This is a genomic window from Pantoea sp. Cy-639 (assembly GCF_011752525.1).
GTDB lineage: Bacteria > Pseudomonadota > Gammaproteobacteria > Pseudomonadales > Pseudomonadaceae > Aquipseudomonas.
On sequence record NZ_VWXI01000009.1, the window covers coordinates 79,154 to 95,873 of the forward strand.

Annotated in this window: 18 protein-coding genes; 9 read left to right on the forward strand and 9 right to left on the reverse strand. The window is 64.9% G+C overall.

Going from position 1 to position 16,720, the window contains the following annotated elements; translation table 11 throughout:
• Window positions 1–133 precede the first annotated feature (133 nt).
• The 9 genes from cbiE to F3J43_RS13035 all read left to right on the forward strand — a co-directional run bounded on the left by cbiE (window position 134) and on the right by F3J43_RS13035 (window position 6,991).
• Window positions 134–1,345, forward strand: coding sequence for a precorrin-6y C5,15-methyltransferase (decarboxylating) subunit CbiE (gene cbiE, locus F3J43_RS12995; RefSeq protein ID WP_166886678.1), 1,212 nt, complete (start codon window positions 134–136; stop codon window positions 1,343–1,345).
• Window positions 1,338–2,432 carry a cobalt-precorrin-5B (C(1))-methyltransferase gene (locus tag F3J43_RS13000; RefSeq protein WP_166886682.1) on the forward strand — a complete coding sequence of 365 codons (1,095 nt, stop codon included), beginning with the start codon at window positions 1,338–1,340 and terminating at the stop codon, window positions 2,430–2,432. The genes cbiE and F3J43_RS13000 overlap by 8 nt, the downstream gene beginning before the upstream one ends.
• Complete coding sequence (locus F3J43_RS13005) at window positions 2,429–3,157, forward strand: cobalt-precorrin-6A reductase (protein WP_166886684.1); 729 nt, start codon at window positions 2,429–2,431, stop codon at window positions 3,155–3,157. The genes F3J43_RS13000 and F3J43_RS13005 overlap by 4 nt, the downstream gene beginning before the upstream one ends.
• A gap of 83 nt (window positions 3,158–3,240) precedes the next feature.
• On the forward strand, window positions 3,241–3,471 hold the full coding sequence (vapB, locus tag F3J43_RS13010) for a type II toxin-antitoxin system VapB family antitoxin (protein ID WP_166886687.1): 231 nt from the start codon (window positions 3,241–3,243) through the stop codon (window positions 3,469–3,471).
• Window positions 3,471–3,881 (forward strand): type II toxin-antitoxin system tRNA(fMet)-specific endonuclease VapC, encoded by a 411-nt coding sequence (vapC, locus tag F3J43_RS13015; RefSeq protein WP_166886690.1) that lies wholly within the window; start codon window positions 3,471–3,473, stop codon window positions 3,879–3,881. The genes vapB and vapC overlap by 1 nt, the downstream gene beginning before the upstream one ends.
• A 57-nt stretch (window positions 3,882–3,938) precedes the next feature.
• Window positions 3,939–4,376, forward strand: coding sequence for an NfeD family protein (locus F3J43_RS13020; RefSeq protein ID WP_166886693.1), 438 nt, complete (start codon window positions 3,939–3,941; stop codon window positions 4,374–4,376).
• 31 nt (window positions 4,377–4,407) lie between these two features.
• Window positions 4,408–5,262: an SPFH domain-containing protein gene (locus F3J43_RS13025; RefSeq protein WP_166886698.1), complete on the forward strand. Its 855-nt coding sequence runs from the start codon at window positions 4,408–4,410 to the stop codon at window positions 5,260–5,262.
• Between the two features lie 188 nt (window positions 5,263–5,450).
• Window positions 5,451–5,615, forward strand: coding sequence for an alternative ribosome rescue factor ArfA (arfA, locus tag F3J43_RS13030; protein WP_166886701.1), 165 nt, complete (start codon window positions 5,451–5,453; stop codon window positions 5,613–5,615).
• A 62-nt stretch (window positions 5,616–5,677) separates the two neighbouring features.
• The gene (locus F3J43_RS13035) at window positions 5,678–6,991 is read left to right on the forward strand and encodes a lytic murein transglycosylase (RefSeq protein ID WP_166886704.1); all 1,314 of its coding nucleotides are present in this window, start codon (window positions 5,678–5,680) and stop codon (window positions 6,989–6,991) included.
• An 84-nt stretch (window positions 6,992–7,075) separates the two neighbouring features.
• Here F3J43_RS13035 and F3J43_RS13040 read toward each other — a convergent pair whose 3' ends face one another.
• The 9 genes from F3J43_RS13040 to mrdA all read right to left on the reverse strand — a co-directional run bounded on the left by F3J43_RS13040 (window position 7,076) and on the right by mrdA (window position 16,707).
• The gene (locus tag F3J43_RS13040) at window positions 7,076–8,014 is read right to left on the reverse strand and encodes a S66 peptidase family protein (RefSeq protein ID WP_166886707.1); all 939 of its coding nucleotides are present in this window, start codon (window positions 8,012–8,014) and stop codon (window positions 7,076–7,078) included.
• A gap of 98 nt (window positions 8,015–8,112) precedes the next feature.
• Window positions 8,113–9,129, reverse strand: a complete 1,017-nt coding sequence (gene lipA, locus F3J43_RS13045) for a lipoyl synthase (RefSeq protein ID WP_166886710.1) — start codon at window positions 9,127–9,129, stop codon at window positions 8,113–8,115.
• Between the two features lie 2 nt (window positions 9,130–9,131).
• Window positions 9,132–9,779 (reverse strand): lipoyl(octanoyl) transferase LipB, encoded by a 648-nt coding sequence (gene lipB, locus F3J43_RS13050; protein ID WP_166886713.1) that lies wholly within the window; start codon window positions 9,777–9,779, stop codon window positions 9,132–9,134.
• On the reverse strand, window positions 9,779–10,054 hold the full coding sequence (locus F3J43_RS13055) for a DUF493 domain-containing protein (protein ID WP_011535839.1): 276 nt from the start codon (window positions 10,052–10,054) through the stop codon (window positions 9,779–9,781). The genes lipB and F3J43_RS13055 overlap by 1 nt, the downstream gene beginning before the upstream one ends.
• Window positions 10,055–10,127: 73 nt before the next feature.
• Window positions 10,128–11,288 (reverse strand): D-alanyl-D-alanine carboxypeptidase family protein, encoded by a 1,161-nt coding sequence (locus tag F3J43_RS13060; RefSeq protein ID WP_166886716.1) that lies wholly within the window; start codon window positions 11,286–11,288, stop codon window positions 10,128–10,130.
• A gap of 354 nt (window positions 11,289–11,642) precedes the next feature.
• The gene (locus F3J43_RS13065; RefSeq protein ID WP_166886718.1) at window positions 11,643–12,638 is read right to left on the reverse strand and encodes a septal ring lytic transglycosylase RlpA family protein; all 996 of its coding nucleotides are present in this window, start codon (window positions 12,636–12,638) and stop codon (window positions 11,643–11,645) included.
• On the reverse strand, window positions 12,639–13,649 hold the full coding sequence (gene mltB, locus F3J43_RS13070; protein WP_166886721.1) for a lytic murein transglycosylase B: 1,011 nt from the start codon (window positions 13,647–13,649) through the stop codon (window positions 12,639–12,641).
• 17 nt (window positions 13,650–13,666) lie between these two features.
• Window positions 13,667–14,812: a rod shape-determining protein RodA gene (gene rodA, locus F3J43_RS13075; RefSeq protein WP_353618231.1), complete on the reverse strand. Its 1,146-nt coding sequence runs from the start codon at window positions 14,810–14,812 to the stop codon at window positions 13,667–13,669.
• A complete protein-coding gene (mrdA, locus tag F3J43_RS13080; RefSeq protein WP_166886724.1) occupies window positions 14,809–16,707 on the reverse strand; it encodes a penicillin-binding protein 2 in 1,899 nt (632 codons plus the stop codon). The genes rodA and mrdA overlap by 4 nt, the downstream gene beginning before the upstream one ends.
• Window positions 16,708–16,720: the final 13 nt, after the last annotated feature.

Consider the following 16,720-nt stretch of genomic DNA (forward strand, 5'->3'; position numbering starts at 1 on the left):
ATTATGCCTGCTTTGTCCAGCGGCATGAAAAGCCGGTGGTCGAACGCTAAGACGAATCGCGGGGCCAGCCCGCCCCCACGCGACTTCGTGGGAGCGGGCTGGCCCCGCGATCAATGGATGGTACGAGGAACACATGGCCCCCTGGCTGACAGTAATAGGCATCGGAGAAGACGGTTTCAGCGGCCTGGGCAAGCAGGCGCGACGCGCCCTGCTGTCGGCCTCGCGGATCGTCGGCAGCCCGCGTCAGCTGGCCTTGCTGCCACGTTGCGTGGTTGCCGAACAGCTCCCCTGGCCCAGCCCCTTCTCCCTCGCCCCGGTCCTGGCCCTGCGCGGCGAGGCGGTGTGTGTACTGGCCAGCGGCGACCCGATGTTCTACGGCGTTGGTGCCAGCCTGGCGCGGCACGTGGCCAGCGAAGAGATGCGCGTGCTGTCGATGCCCTCCTCCTGCGCCCTCGCCGCCGCTCGCCTGGGCTGGCCACTGCAGGATGTGCAGGTGGTCTCGGTGGTGGCCCGGCCGCTGGCCGCGCTCAACGCCCAGCTCCACAGCGGTGTGCGCCTGCTGGTGCTGAGCAACGATGAGCACAGCCCCGCCGCCATCGCCGCGCAACTGCGCGAACGCGGTTTCGGCACGAGCCGCATGCACGTGTTCGAGCATCTGGGCGGCCCGCACGAGCGCCACCTGGTCGGCACCGCCGAAGACTGGCCGCACACGGACATCGCCGCGTTGAACCTTATGGCAATCGAGTGCCAGGCCAACCCGGATGCCCCGCGCCTGCCCCGTGTCGCCGGCTTGCCCGACAGCGCGTTTCGCCATGACGGCCAGTTGACCAAGCGCGATGTGCGCGCCATCACCCTGGCCCGCCTCGCCCCACAACCCGGCGAGTTGCTGTGGGATGTCGGCGCCGGCTGCGGCTCGATCGGCATCGAGTGGATGCGCGCCCATCCCAGTTGCCGTGCCCTGGCCATCGAGGCTGACGAAGGCCGCCAGGGCCTCATCGAGCACAACCGCGACGCGCTCGGCGTGCCCGGCCTGCAACTGATCCGTGGCAAGGCCCCGGACGCCCTGCTCGGTCTCGAGCGTCCCGATGCGATTTTCATCGGCGGCGGCGTCACCCGCGAAGGCGTGCTGGCGCACTGCTGGGCGCAGTTGCGCCCCGGTGGCCGTCTGGTAGCCAATGCTGTCACCCTGCAGAGCGAGATCGCCCTGGCGCATTTTCGCCAACGACACGGCGGCGAGCTGACCCGCATCCATGTCGCCCACACCCAGCCATTGGGCAGTTTCGACACCTGGCGCCAGGCCCTGCCGATCACCCTGCTCGATGTGGTCAAGCCCCTCGATGCGTGAAGAGACCCGCGAACAGCCCGCGCCCCTGCGCAGCGGCCTGACCACCGGCAGTTGCGCCACCGCCACCAGCCTGGCCGCGGCGCGCCTGTTACTGACCGGCCAGCAGCATGACGCGGTGCATATCACCCTGCCCAAGGGCAAGGTCGTGCAGATGCGCCTGGAGTTCTGCCAGCTACGCGACGAAGGCGCCGAAGCCGGCACCCTGAAAGATGCCGGTGACGACCCTGACGTCACCCACGGCGCCTTGCTCTACAGCCAGGTACGCCTGCTCGCCGAGCCCGGTGTCCGCTTCGTCGCGGGCACTGGCGTGGGTACCGTGACCCGCCCCGGGCTGGTGCTGGCGGTGGGCGAGCCTGCCATCAACCCGGTGCCGCGCAAGATGATCAACGATCACTTGCAACAGCTCGCCAACGAGTGCGCCTACCCGGGCGGGTTCGAAGTCACGGTCAATGTCCGCGACGGCGAAACGCTGGCCCTCAAGACCATGAACCCCCGCCTGGGCATCCTTGGCGGCCTGTCGATTCTCGGCACCAGCGGTATTGTCCGACCGTTCTCCTGCTCGGCCTACATCGCGTCGATCCATCAAGGGATCGATGTCGCCCACACCAACGGCTACACCCATGTCGCCGCCTGCACCGGCAACGCCAGCGAAGACACCATGCGCCGGGTGTACAACCTGCCCGAGATCGCCCTGATCGAGATGGGCGACTTCGTCGGCGCCGTGCTCAAGCACCTGCGCAAGGTACCGGTACCGCGCCTGACCCTGTGCGGCGGCTTTGGCAAGATCAGCAAGCTGGCCGCCGGGCACATGGACCTGCACAGCCGCCACTCGAGCATCGACCTGCCGCAACTGGCCGGATGGGCCGCCGCCATCGGTGCCGATGCGCCGCTGCAGCAAGCGATCGTCGGCGCCAACACCAGCCAGCAGGCCCTGGCCCTGGCCCATGCCGCTGGCATCGCGCTGGGCGATGAGGTCTGCCGCCATGCCCTGGCTTTCGCACGCAGCGTGGTACCAGCCCAGGTGCAGGTCGAAGTGTTCGCCATCGACCGCCAGGGTGGCATCGTCGGCAAGGCGGGCGTGCAATGAGCGGTCGTATCCTGCTGCTCGGCGGCATCGCCGAAGCCCTGGCGATCGCCCGTCGGCTTGGCCCGCAACATGTCTACAGCCTGGCCGGTATCGGCCGCGTGCCCGAGGACCTGGCCTGCCAGGTACGGGTCGGCGGCTATGGTGGCGCCGAAGGCCTGGCCGACTACCTGAACAGCGAAGGCATCGACCTGCTGATCGACGCAACCCACCCCTACGCGGCGCAGATCAGCGCCAACGCCGCCCAGGCCGCGGAGCGCGCCGGCATTCCCTGCTGGGCGCTACGCCGCCCGGCCTGGCAGGCGCAACCGGGGGACGACTGGCGCGAGGTCGCTGACTGGGCGGCACTGATCGAGGCCCTCGCCAGCTTCCGGCGTCCCTTGTTCACCCTTGGTCGTGAGCCACTGCAGCATCTGGATGAAATCCCGTCGCATCAGTTCTGGACGCTCCGCGCCCTCGACGCCTGCCCAGGCAATGAACGCTGCGAAGTCATCGGCGCACGTGGCCCGTTCCACCTCGAAGACGAACGTGCCTTGTTCGAGCGCTGCCAGACCGATGTGCTGATCAGCAAGAACAGCGGCAGCGGTGCTACCGAACCGAAGCTCGAAGTGGCGCGCGAACGCGGCGTGCCGGTACTGGTGCTGAAGCGGCCGACACTGCCTGCGGTGCAGCAGGTCTTCGAGGATCCACAGCGACTGTTGGCGGCACTGGGCCTCTGCTTCAACTGAACAACGCAACGTATATCCCGTTGACATATACGCCCCTCAGCATAAACTCCGACATACATTTGAGCTTTCAAGAGGGGCACATCATGGAGCAAGGTGCAGTCTTCAAAAGCAACCGCAGCCAGGCCATTCGCATGCCAAAAGCCCTAGCCCTGCCAGAAGACGTCACCCGCGTGGACATCGTCGCGGTCGGGCGCTCGCGCATCCTTTCGCCCGCCGGCGAAGCCTGGGATCACTGGTTCGAGGGCGACGACGTGAGCGCGGACTACATGGCCAGCCGTGAACAACCCGCCGACCAGGAGCGCGAAGGATTCTGATGCTCAGGTACATGCTCGACACCAACATCTGCATCTACACCATCAAGAACAAGCCGCAGGTGGTGCGCGAGACATTCAATCGCCATTACGGCCAACTGGCGATCAGTAGCGTCACCCTGATGGAGCTGGTGTACGGTGCCGAGAAGTCAGCAGCACCGGAGCGCAACCTGGCCGTGGTCGAAGGCTTCGCGGCCCGCCTGGAGGTGCTCGACTACGACCACCTCGGCGCCGCCCATACCGCTCAACTTAGAGCGGAACTAGCCAGGACAGGCACGCCCATCGGCCCCTATGACCAGATGATCGCCGGCCACGCCCGGGCCAGGGGCCTGGTGCTGGTGACCAACAACCTACGCGAATTCACCCGGGTTCCGGGGCTGCGCGTGGAAGACTGGCTGGCCGCTACACGCTGACGCAGTGCGGCACCTGCCGTACACTTGTCACCCTCTCTTCTGGAAGGCTCCGCCCATATGGAAATGCAATGGTGGATCTGGCTCGTCTTCGGCGTAGCCCTGATCCTGCTGGAACTGGTGCTCCCCACCTTCTTCATTCTCTGGTTCGGCATCGGTGCCGTACTGGTGTCGTTCATCGCCCTGCTCGCCCCCAGCCTGCAACTGGACATGCAGGGGCTGCTGTGGGTGGTGTTCTCGTCGATCACCACCGCCCTCTGGTTCAAGGTATTGCGCCGCAAGAAGGCCGACACCCGCTGGACTGCCGACAGCGTCATCGGCGAAGTCGGCCTGCTGACCGCTGGCGTCTCGCAGTTCCAGAAAGGTCGCGTGCGCTTCCAGAAACCGATCCTCGGCAACGAGGAATGGACCTGCGTCTCGGACAGCGACATCCCGGCCGGCGAGCGCGTGCGCCTGACCGCCATCGAAGGCAACACTGCCCGGATCACCCGGGTTTGAATCCGTAGCACTAATAAGGAAGTTTGCAAGCATGACCAGCCTCATCGTCGTCGGCACCCTCGCCGCGTTCGTTCTGATCACCGTGTTCAAGGGGGTACGCATCGTGCCCCAGGGCGAGGAATGGATCGTCGAACGCCTGGGTCGCTACCACAGCACCCTCAAGCCTGGCCTGAACATCGTCATTCCGTACATGGACGTGGTCGCCTACCGCCTGCCGACCAAGGACATCATCCTCGATGTGCAGCAGCAGGAGATCATCACCAAGGACAACGCGGTGATCGTCGCCAACGCCCTGTGCTTCGCCAAGGTCGTCGACCCGCAGAAAGCCTCCTATGGCGTACAGAACTTCTCATTCGCCGTGACCAGCCTGACCATGACCTCGCTGCGCGCCATCGTCGGTGCCATGGACCTGGACGAGGCGCTGTCCAGCCGCGAGCAGATCAAGGCGCGCCTGCGCGAGGCGATGTCCGAACAGACCGAAGACTGGGGCGTGACCGTGCGCTCGGTGGAGATCCAGGACATCAAGCCATCGCCGAGCATGCAGACCGCCATGGAGCGCCAGGCCGCAGCCGAGCGTGAGCGCAAGGCCGACGTGACCCGTGCCGAGGGCAACAAGCAGGCGGCGATCCTCGAGGCCGAGGCGCGCCTGCAGGCGGCCAAGCTGGACGCCGAGGCCCAGGTCAACCTGGCCGAGGCTTCGGCACGGGCGATCACCCTGGTCAAGGAAGCGGTGGGCAGCGAGACCGTGCCGGCGATGTACCTGCTGGGCGAGCGCTATATCGGTGCGATGGAGAACCTGGCCGGCAGCGACAACTCGAAAGTTGTGGTGCTGCCCGCCGACCTGCAAGAGACCGTGCGCGGGCTGCTGGGCCGCGGCAAGGCCTGACGCCCTCTCCTGCAACCGCAGGAGCCAACCTTGGCGGCGAACCAGGCAGGCCATGCCGGTGTCCGCCGCCAAGGCTATTGTGACTCATTGTTTCAAGAGGATTGGCGGACCATAAACACAATCAATTGGCCCGCATACCGGTACCAGCCTAGAGTTCGCACCGCCATTGACCCAAACGGGAAACCAGCATGAGCAAGAAACCGAAAAATCACGGCCCCAACAAGGCCAAGTCGATCATCGCCCAACCCCTGTTCCGCTGCCGCCAGGAACGGGCAGGCAAAGGCAAGGGCAGCTACCGCCGCGAAGCCTTCCAATCGAGAGATTGGGAGGCTTCATGCTTTATGGCGGCCTGAAAAAGCATCTGTCGCGCAGTCATGGTATGGTCGGCACCTGACCTGCAATCCTGGATCTGTGCATGCCCTCTCGTCTCACTCTACGCTGGCAACCCCGCCAGCTGATCGCGGCCACCAGCTTCATCCTGCTCGTTGCCTGCGCCGAGAAACCCACTGCCGCCGACGCCCTGCCGCTGGCCCCCGCCCAGCCCGCCCCCGTTGTGACCCTGCCTGTCGCCACTGCCGACGCCAGCAGCGAAATCCAGCCCCTGCAGACCTTCGCCCAATGGCAGGCCGGTTTCCGCCAGCAAGCCCTGCAAGCCGGTATCAGCCCCAGCCTGTTCGACCGCGCCTTCCTCGGCGTCACGCCGGACATGGACGTGATCAAGGCCGACCGCAGCCAACCCGAGTTCACCCGCCCGGTCTGGGAATACCTGGACGGCGCCCTATCGCCATTGCGTGTGCGCAACGGCAAGAAACTGCTCGAACAGAATGCCGAGCTGCTGGGCCGTATCGAACAGCGCTATGGCGTGGACCGCCAGGTACTGGTGTCGGTATGGGGCATGGAGAGCAACTTTGGCCAGTTCCAGGGCAACAAGTCGGTGATCCGCTCACTGGCGACCCTGGCCTACGAAGGGCGTCGCCCACAATTCGCCCAGGAGCAGCTGATCGCCGCCCTGCGCATCCTGCAGAACGGCGATATCCAGCCAGAAGCCATGCGTGGCTCCTGGGCCGGCGCCATGGGCCAGACCCAGTTCATTCCGACCACCTACCTGACCCATGCCGTGGACTTCGACGGTGACGGCCGCCGCGATATCTGGAACAGCACCCCCGACGCTCTCGCCTCGACTGCCCACTACCTGCAGGCTTCTGGCTGGAAGCATGGCCAGCCCTGGGGCTTCGAGGTTCAGGTCCCCGCCAGCTTCGACTGGTGGCTGGCCGATGGCAGCCAGCGCAAGAGCGTCAGCGAATGGCTGCAACTGGGTGTGAAACTGCCAGCCGGCACCCAACTGCCCGTCGGCAGCAGCCAGCTGTCCGCCGCCCTGCTGCTGCCCGCCGGTGCCCGTGGCCCGGCGTTCCTGGTGCTGGACAATTTCCGAGCGATCCTCAAGTACAACAATTCGTCGTCCTATGCGTTGGCCGTGAGCCTGCTGGGTGATCGTTTCTACGGATCTGGCTTCATCGCTGGCAGTTGGCCGAAGGAAGACCTGCCGCTGAGCCGCAGCGAGCGAATCGAGTTGCAGACCCTGCTCAACGCCCGCGGGCACGACGCGGGCAATCCCGATGGCATCATCGGCGCCAATACCCGCAAGGCCATCCGCAATGCCCAGCAGATGCAGGGCTGGCCGGCAGATGGATATCCGACGCACAAGCTGCTCGACAGCCTGCGCCGCTGACGCTGTAGCCATCCATCGCGGGGCAAGCCCGCTCCCACATGGTCGTATCGGCTGTCGTGGGAGCGGGCTTGCCCCGTGATCGCCTCAGTGCTTGAACAGCGCCTGGGCAAGCCGCAAAGACTGAGCTGTACTGTCCAGCCTCACCCGTGCGCCCAACGGCAGGCACACATTAGGATCACAGTGCCCGCTGCGCCATCCCGCCAGCACCGGCACCCCTAGCGGTCCGAAGATATCCAGCAGCAAGGGCGACAAGGCCGTCACCGTAATGCCGGCGAAGTCCCCGACCAGAACCCCGCGTACCCCCTCCAGCTTGCCGGCCAGGCGCAACTGGGTGAGGAGACGGTCAACGCGATAGAGCGGCTCGTTGACGTCCTCGATGAACAGGATGCTGTCCCGGGTATCGACCTCGGCCAGCGTTCCCAGCGTTGCACCGAGCAAGGACAGGTTACCCCCCACCAACCGGCCAACGGCCTCCCCAGGCACCACGCTGCTGAGCGGGTAGACCGCTGGATGAACGATCGCATCCCCCTGCCCCAGCCTCCCACCCAGTTGCTCGAGGAACGAACGCTCCGTCGGCTCCTGCTTGCCGCCCAGCAAGTCGGCATTGAGCATCGCCCCATGGAAGGTCACCAGACCGGCATGGCGGCTGAGCGCACAGTGCAACGCCGTGATATCGCTATAGCCCACCAGCGGCTTGGGATGGCGACGGATCAGGTCGAAGTCGAGCCGGTCCAGCAGGCGCATGCTGCCGTAGCCGCCACGCATGCAGACGATGGCGTCGATCGCCGGGTCGCGGAAGGCATCGTGCAAGTCCTGCAGGCGTTGCTCGTCGCTGCCCGCCAGATAGCCATCGGCCTGCAGCGCACCGGGATAGATCCGGCATTGGTAGCCGCGGCTCTCGAACCACTGCCTGGCCTTGTCGGTATCCAGCCGCGCCGGTCCCGCCGGGGCCACGATGGCGAACCGGGCATTATCGGGCAACGCCCGGGGCAGCGGGGTTTCAACGGTCTCGACACAATTCATCGGCAACTCCTTGCTGCTTGTCGCTTGAAACTTGTAGCTCAAAAAAAATGCCGATGCCGCCTTCCGGCGCGCATCGGCATGTTTCGCTCAGGCCTGCCTCAGAGCTTGATCTTGGCTTCGTGAGCCTGCTGATCGGCGTGGTACGAAGAACGCACCAACGGGCCGGAAGCCACGTTCTTGAAGCCCATCTTGTAGCCTTCCTCGGCAAACCAGGCGAAAGTGTCCGGATGCACGAAGCGCTGCACCGGCAGGTGGTTGCGCGACGGCTGCAGGTACTGGCCGAGGGTGAGCATGTCGATATCGTGCTCGCGCATGCGGTGCATGACCTCGATGACCTCTTCGTCGGTCTCGCCCAGGCCCAGCATCAGGCCGGACTTGGTCGGCACATGCGGGACCATCTGCTTGAACTTCTGCAGCAGGTCCAGCGACCAGTCGTAGTCCGAACCCGGACGCGCGGCCTTGTACAGGCGCGGCACGGTCTCGAGGTTGTGGTTGAACACGTCCGGCGGGGTCTGCGCGGTGATTTCCAGCGCCACGTCCATGCGGCCGCGGTAATCCGGGACCAGGGTCTCCAGTTGCACGCCCGGCGACAGCGCACGGATCTCGCGGATGCAGTCGGCGAAGTGCTGGGCACCACCGTCACGCAGGTCGTCGCGGTCCACCGAGGTGATCACCACGTACTTCAGGCGCAGGTCGGCGATGGCGATGGCCAGGTTCTTCGGCTCATCGAGGTCCAGCGGCTTCGGCCGGCCGTGGCCAACGTCGCAGAACGGGCAACGACGGGTACAGATGTCGCCCATGATCATGAAGGTGGCAGTACCGCCGGAGAAGCACTCGCCCAGGTTCGGGCAGGAGGCCTCTTCGCAGACGCTGTGCAGCTTGTGCTTGCGCAGCAGTTGCTTGATGCGGTCGACTTCCGGCGAAACCGGGATGCGCACGCGGATCCAGTCAGGCTTCTTCGGCAGTTCTTCGGTGGGAATGATCTTCACCGGGATGCGCGCGACTTTCTCGGCGCCACGCAGCTTCACGCCGGCTTCCACTTTTTTCGGGGCCGGACGCGCACTGGCGTCTTGTGTCGGGATCAGGTTCGGCACGGCTTCTTGCACAGTTGTCATAATCAGTCGATTCCGCCCGTGAGGGTCGTCTGCTCAGCGTAGTCGAGGTGCCTGACCAGCTGTCCGCGCAGCCTTGTCCTGACCTCGTCGAGTTCGATCGGACCTGCCAGGTCGCGCAGCTGGGTCATGGCCAGCCCCGCATACCCGCAGGGGTTGATTCGGCGGAATGGCGCAAGGTCCATGTCCACGTTCAGAGCAAGGCCGTGGAAGGAACGACCGTTGCGGATTCGCAGGCCGAGGGAAGCGATCTTCGCCCCATCGACATAGACGCCCGGCGCATCGGGCTTGGCGCTGGCGGTGACGGCGTAGCTGGCGAGCAGGTCGATCAGTGTCTGCTCGATGCGACTGACCAGCTCGCGCACCCCGAAACCCAGGCGACGCACATCCAGCAGCAGGTAGGCCACCAGTTGGCCAGGGCCGTGGTAGGTCACCTGGCCGCCGCGGTCGGTCTGCACCACCGGGATCTCGCCAGGCACCAGCAGGTGCTCGGCCTTGCCGGCCTGGCCCTGGGTGAACACCGGCGGGTGCTCGACCAGCCAGATCTCGTCCTGGCTGTCCGGGCCGCGTTGCTCGGTAAAGCGGCGCATGGCCTCCAGCACCGGTTCATAGGGCTGCAGGCCAAGTTCGCGAATACCGAGCACGCCAGGCATCACAGCACCATTTTCACGATGCCGGTGGCACGCAAGGCACTGTTGATGTCGTGCAACTGGTTTTCGCTTTCGGCAACGATATGCAGTTGCACCGTGGTGTACTTGCCTTCCTTGCTCTGGCGCTCGGCCAGGGTCGACAGGTCGACCTTGGCGTGCTTGCTGAGGATCTCGATCACGGTGTCACGGAAACCGACAACGGTATCGCCGATCACCTTGATCGGATAGTCCTCGCAGGGGAACTCGATTTTGTGCGACTTGACGTCTTCTTCGCTCATGGCGGAAACGGCCTCGTAAGCCGTGGCAGCAACAGCGCCCCCGCATGGTTCACGGGGGCGTGCAGGTCACGTATCAGTTGAACAAACCGTAGAAGAACAGGCGGATGCTATCCCACATACGGCCGAAGAAACCAGCTTCCTCGACGCCGTCCAGGGCGATGAGGTCGGCGCTGTGAACCACTTTCTCGTCCAGTTTGACTTCCACTTTGCCGATCACGTCACCTTTGGCGATGGGTGCGGTCAGTTGCGGGTTCATGGTCATCGAAGCCTGCAGGCGTTTCAATTGGCCTTTAGGCATGGTCATGGTCAGATCGTTGGCCAGACCGGCCTTGACCTGACTGGTAGCGCCCTTCCATACCTGCGCCTGGGTCAGCTCGGTACCCTTCTGATAAAAGGTCTGGGTTTCGAAGAAGCGGAAGCCGTAGGTCAGCAGCTTCTGGGTCTCTGCAGCACGGGCCTGCTCGCTGTTGGTACCGAACACCACCGCGATCAGACGCTGGCCGTCGCGCACCGCGGAAGCCACCATGCAGTAGCCAGCTTCGTCGGTGTGGCCGGTCTTCAGGCCATCGACGGTCTTGTCACGCCACAGCAGCAGGTTGCGGTTCGGCTGCTTGATGTTGTTCCAGAAGAACTCTTTCTGCGAGTAGATGGCGTAGTGCGCCGGATCTTCGTTGATGATCGCGCGGGCCAGCAGGGCCATGTCATGGGCCGAAGAGTAATGCTCCGGATTCGGCAGGCCGGTCGGGTTCATGAAGTGGCTGTTGGCCATGCCCAGGTCGGCGGCGGTCTTGTTCATCATGTCGGCGAAGGCGTCTTCGCTGCCGGCGATGTGCTCGGACAGCGCGACCGAGGCATCGTTGCCCGACTGGATGATGATGCCGTGCAGCAGGTCGCTGACGGTGACCTGGCTGCCAACCTTGATGAACATGCGCGAACCGCCGGTACGCCAGGCGTTTTCGCTGACGGTGACCGGGTCGTTCTCGCCGATCTGACCACGGCGGATGTCCAGGGTGGCGATGTAGGCAGTCATCAGCTTGGTCAGGCTGGCTGGCGGCAGGCGCTCGTCACCGTTGTTCTCGACCAGCACGTTGCCGCTGGACGCATCCATGAGTACATAGGACTTGGCGGCCAGTTGCGGTGGTGCCGGCATCATCTGCTCCGCTGCGAAGGCAGCAGGCATGATCATCAGCAGAACGGGCAGGCAAAGTCGTTTGGCAAGGTTGGTGATGTTCATCCGTCTCTCGTAGATCGCTAATGGTCTGATGTTCCGCGGGCCACATCGTGTGCCCAACGCCCCGTCAGTCTAGTTTCATGGCGCAAGGCCTGGCCTGCAAAGTGCGGCGTAATGCCGCTGCGGGCAAAAGCGGCCATTGTACATACCTGTGCCCGGCAATTCATGAACAAACCGACAGATCGATGTCGCCTGTTTCGATGCCTTTTGCTTCAGGCACGCCCCCTGCAGGAACGACCTTGCGCCGTGAAAGGATCGCAACGCGCCCCCGGGCGACACAGATATCGCCGGGTGGCTGCCAGGCAGCCCTTTCGCGACGCAAGGCCGCTCCTACAGACTGCCGGCAACCCTCGGCGTTCAGTCAGTGACGACTTTCGCCTGGCCGAGGTTGGCCAGGCGAATGCTGTCCTGCGCCTGCTGGATCTCGCCCTGGCTGTTGATCGGCCCCAGGCGCACCCGGTGCAGGGTCTGCTGGTTGCGCACGATGGAGCTGATGAACACCGGCGCGCTGACCATGGTGCTGAGTTTCGAGCGCAGCAGTTCGGCGGCGTCCGGGTTGGCGAAGGCGCCGACCTGCAGGATGCTGCCGGTGCCGTTGCCCGGGACGTTGTTGCCGGCGACCTGCACCGGCACCACTGCCGCGGCATGCTGCGCTGGCGGCGGCGTCCACTGCTCGACCCGCCCGGTGCTGGCCGGGATCGGCTGGGCCTGGGCCACCTGTGGTTCCTTGAGCATCAGCGGCGGCTGCTGGCCGCGCTGGGCCCACCATTGCTGCGGGTCGATACCCTCGACGCGCACATGGGCGGTACCGATCTCGGCATAGCCAAGCTTCTTCGCCGCCGCGTAGGACAGGTCGATGATGCGGTCGGAGTAGAACGGCCCACGGTCGTTTACCCGCAGGATCACGCTACGGCCATTGGCCAGGTTGGTCACCCGCACGTAGGCCGGCAGCGGCAAGGTCTTGTGCGCGGCGCTCATGCCATAGAGGTCGTAGAGCTCGCCGTTGGCGGTGTTCTGCCCATGGAACTTGGTGCCATACCACGACGCGGTGCCCTCGGCACGGTAGCTGCGCGAGTCCTGCATCGGGTAGTAGGTCTTACCCAGCACGGTGTAGGGATTGGCCTTGTAGGCTCCGGTGTGCACGGTCGGCGTGGCGTCGGGGATCTTGTTGACGTCCACGTCCCACCAGGGTGCGCCGTCCTTGTGGGCCCGGTTGATGTCCAGGCCTGGCTGCGCACGCACCGTGCTGCCCCCCTGCGGGGTGGGGCGGCTGGAGGAGCAACTGGTCAGGACCAGGCCCACGGCGAGGCACGTCAGCAGCTTGAAGGTGTTGCGTGTGAAGAGTTCGCGCATTTACTTGGGGCCCCGTGCCAGAACCAGTTGCTCCGCCAACTGATGCACCGCCATGGCGTACATCACGCTGCGGTTGTAGCGCGTGATCGCATAGAAGTTCTTCAGGCCCATCCAGTACTCCGGACCATTCTCGCCTTCCAGGCGGAAGGCCGTGACCGGCAGATCATCGCGCAGCGCATCATGACTCGACCAGCCCAGCGCCCGCAACTCCCCGACCGTTTTCACCGGCTCGATGCCGGTGGTCAGGCCTTCGTCGGCGCGCTCGCCGCGCACCAGCGCGCGGCTGACCACCGGCTCGCCGGCCACCCAGCCATGCAGCTTGAAGTAGTTGGCGACACTGCCGATGGCATCGTCCGGGTTGTTCCAGATATTGATATGGCCGTCGCCATCGAAGTCCACCGCATAGGCGCGGAAGCTGCTCGGCATGAACTGCGGCAGGCCCATGGCCCCGGCATAGGACCCCTTGAGCGTCAGCGGATCGAGCTGTTCCTCGCGGGCCAGCAGGAGGAACTCGCGCAGCTCCTTGCGAAAGAAGTCGGCACGTGGCGGGTAGTCGAAGCCCAGGGTCGACAGTGCATCGATGACCCGGTAGTTGCCGGTGTTGCGACCGAAGAAGGTCTCCACGCCGATGATCGACACGATGTATTGCGCCGGCACGCCGTATTCCTGCTCGGCACGCGCCAGGGCCGCCTCGTGCTGGCGCCAGAAGTCCACCCCGCGGGCGATCCGCGCGTCGGTGATGAACATCGGGCGGTATTCCTTCCACGGTTTGACCCGCTCGGCCGGCCGCGAGATCGCGTCGAGGATCGACTGCTTGCGCTGCACCTCATGGAACACGCCCATCAGTTGCTCACCGGCGAAGCCGTAGTCGCGGGTCATCTCGCCGACGAACTCGGCCACCTGGGGCGAACCGTCGTAATCGCCGGCCAGCGCCTGCTGGACAGCGCCGAACAGGCCCACCGCGCCGATCCACGGCACACAACGGGCAGCCCAGCCACGCACTGCTTGCATGAAATTCTTCACCTTTTTCAAACCTGTGCGATCCACTTGCGGTGCGTGTGGATCGACATCAGAACGCCAAACGCTGACAGCAGCGTCACCAACGAAGTTCCGCCATAGCTGATGAAGGGCAGCGGCACGCCCACCACGGGCAGAAGGCCGCTGACCATACCGATATTGACGAACACATAAACAAAGAAGGTCATGGTCAGGCTGCCCGCAAGCAGCTTGCCGAACAGGGTCTGGGCCTGGGCGGTGATCATCAGGCCGCGGCCGATCAGCAGCAGGTAGATGATCAGCAGCAGGCAGATGCCGACCAGACCGAACTCCTCGCCGAGCACGGCGATGATGAAGTCGGTATGGCTCTCGGGCAGGAAGTCCAGGTGCGACTGGGTGCCCAGCAGCCAGCCCTTGCCGAAGACACCGCCGGAGCCGATGGCCGCCTTGGACTGGATGATGTTCCAGCCAGTGCCCAGCGGGTCGCTCTCCGGGTCGAGGAAGGTCAGCACGCGTTGCTTCTGGTAGTCGTGCATGACGAAGAACCACATGGCCACCGCCACCGGCACCGCCGCTGTCACCACGCTGATGATCCAGCGCCAGCGCAGGCCGCCCATGAACAGCACGAAGGCGCCGGAGGCGAGGATCAGCAGCGCCGTGCCCAGGTCGGGCTGGCGCACGATGAGGATGAACGGCATGCCGATCAGAACCAGGCTGATCAGCACGTGCTTGAGATGCGGCGGCAAGGTGCGCTTGGACAGGTACCAGGCGATGGTCGCCGGCATGATGATCTTCATGAACTCCGAGGGCTGGAAGCGAATCACCCCGGGAATGTTGATCCAGCGCGTGGCGCCCATGGCGTTGTGGCCCATCACGTCCACCACCACCAGCAGCATGACCCCAATCAGGTAGGCCAGCGGCACCCAGCGTGCCATGAAACGCGGCTCCAGCTGGGCGATGACGAACATCGACACCAGGCCGATGCCGAACGACGTGGCCTGCTTCATCAGCAGGTCCCAGTTCTTGCCGCTGGCCGAATACAGCACGAACAGGCTGCCGGCGGCCAGGGTCAGCAGGATGAGCAGCAAGGGGCCGTCGACATGGATGCGCTGCAGGAAGCTGGCGCGCCTGCGCATCACGTCCTCGCTGGAGAGCATGCGATCGAAATTGTTCTTCACGGGGCCGGTTCCTCGGCGACTGTGGCGGGGCCGGACTCGGACTTGAGCCGGCCATTCTCGTCGAGCAGCCAGGCGTCCATGACCTGACGTACCACGGGGGCGGCGACACCAGAGCCGGACTCACCGTTCTCGACCATCACCGAAACCACGATCTTCGGGGCTTCGGCGGGGGCGAAGGCAACGAACAGGGCATGGTCGCGGTGCCGTTCCTGGAGCTTGTTGCGGTCGTATTTCTCGCCTTGCTTGATCGCTACCACCTGGGCGGTACCGCTCTTGCCGGCGATGCGGTAGGGCGAGCCGATGGCGGCCTTGCGCGCGGTACCACGGGCACCGTGCATCACCTGCTCCATGCCATGGGTGACCTTGGCCCAGTCGGACTTGTCGCGCAGGACGATGTTCTCCATCGGGTTCTCGTCCACCGGCGCCTGGCCCTCGATGGTCTTGGCCAGGTGCGGACGGTTCCACACGCCCTTGTTGGCAATCAGCGCAGTCGCCTGGGCCAGTTGCAATGGTGTGGTCTGCATGTAGCCCTGGCCGATGCCGAGGATCAGGGTCTCACCCGGGAACCAGGCCTGGCGGCGGGTGGCGCGCTTCCATTCGCGAGACGGCATCAGGCCCGGGGATTCCTCGAACATGTCCAGGGCGACCTTCTGCCCGACACCGAAGCGGTTCATGTAGGTCGACAGCCGATCGATGCCCATCTTGTGCGCAAGATCGTAGAAGTAGGTGTCGTTCGAACGCATGATCGCCACATCGAGGTCTACCCAGCCGTCGCCATAACGGTTCCAGTTACGGTACTTGTGGTCGTAGTTGGGCAGTTGGTAGTAGCCCGGGTCGAACACCCGAGTCGAGGCGGTGACCACGCCACTGTCGAGGCCGGCAATGGCCACCGCCGGCTTGATCGTCGAGCCCGGCGGGTACAGGCCGCGCAAGACCCGGTTGAACAGCGGGCGGTCGATCGAGTCACGCAGCTCGGCGTAGGCCTTGAAGCTGATGCCGGTGACGAACAGGTTGGGGTCGAAGCTCGGCTGGCTGACCATCGCCAGGACCTCGCCGGTACGCGGATCGAGCGCCACGATCGCCCCACGGCGGCCGCCGAGGGCTTGCTCGGCGGCTTCCTGCAGCTTGATGTCGAGGCTCAGCACGATGTCCTTGCCCGGCTTCGGATCGGTGCGTTTGAGCACCCGCAGGACCCGGCCACGGGCGTTGGTCTCGACTTCCTCGTAGCCCACCTGGCCATGCAGGTCGTCTTCGTAGAAGCGCTCGATGCCGGTCTTGCCGATATGGTGGGTACCGCTGTAGTTCACCGTGTCGAGGGTCTTGAGTTCCTTCTCGTTGATCCGCCCCACGTAGCCCACCGAATGGGCGAAGTGCGCTCCCTGCGGATAGTGACGCACCAGCTGCGCGACCACCTCCACACCAGGCAGCCGGAACTGGTTCACGGCAATGCGGGCGATCTGTTCCTCGGTGAGCTCGAACAGGATCGGCACCGGCTCGAACGGCCGGCGCCCCTGCTTCATGCGCTTCTCGAACAGTGCCCGGTCATCGGGGGTGAGCCCCAGGACCTCGACGATCACGTCGAGCACCTGCGGCCAGCTACCGGGATTGCCGGCACGCTCGCGGGTCATGACCAGGCTGAAGCTTGGGCGGTTGTCGGCGACCACCACGCCGTTGCGGTCGAAGATCAAGCCGCGGGTCGGCGGAATCGGCTGCACATGCACCCGGTTGTTCTCCGACAGCGTCGAATGGTAGTCGTACTGGATCACCTGCAGGTAATACAGACGGGCGATCAACGCGCAAACGAGCAGCACCACCGCAATGGCGCCCACGACCACGCGGTTACGCACCAGGCGGGCGTCTTTCTCGTGGTCCTTGAGGCGGATCTGCTGCGGCATCGGGCGGCTTACG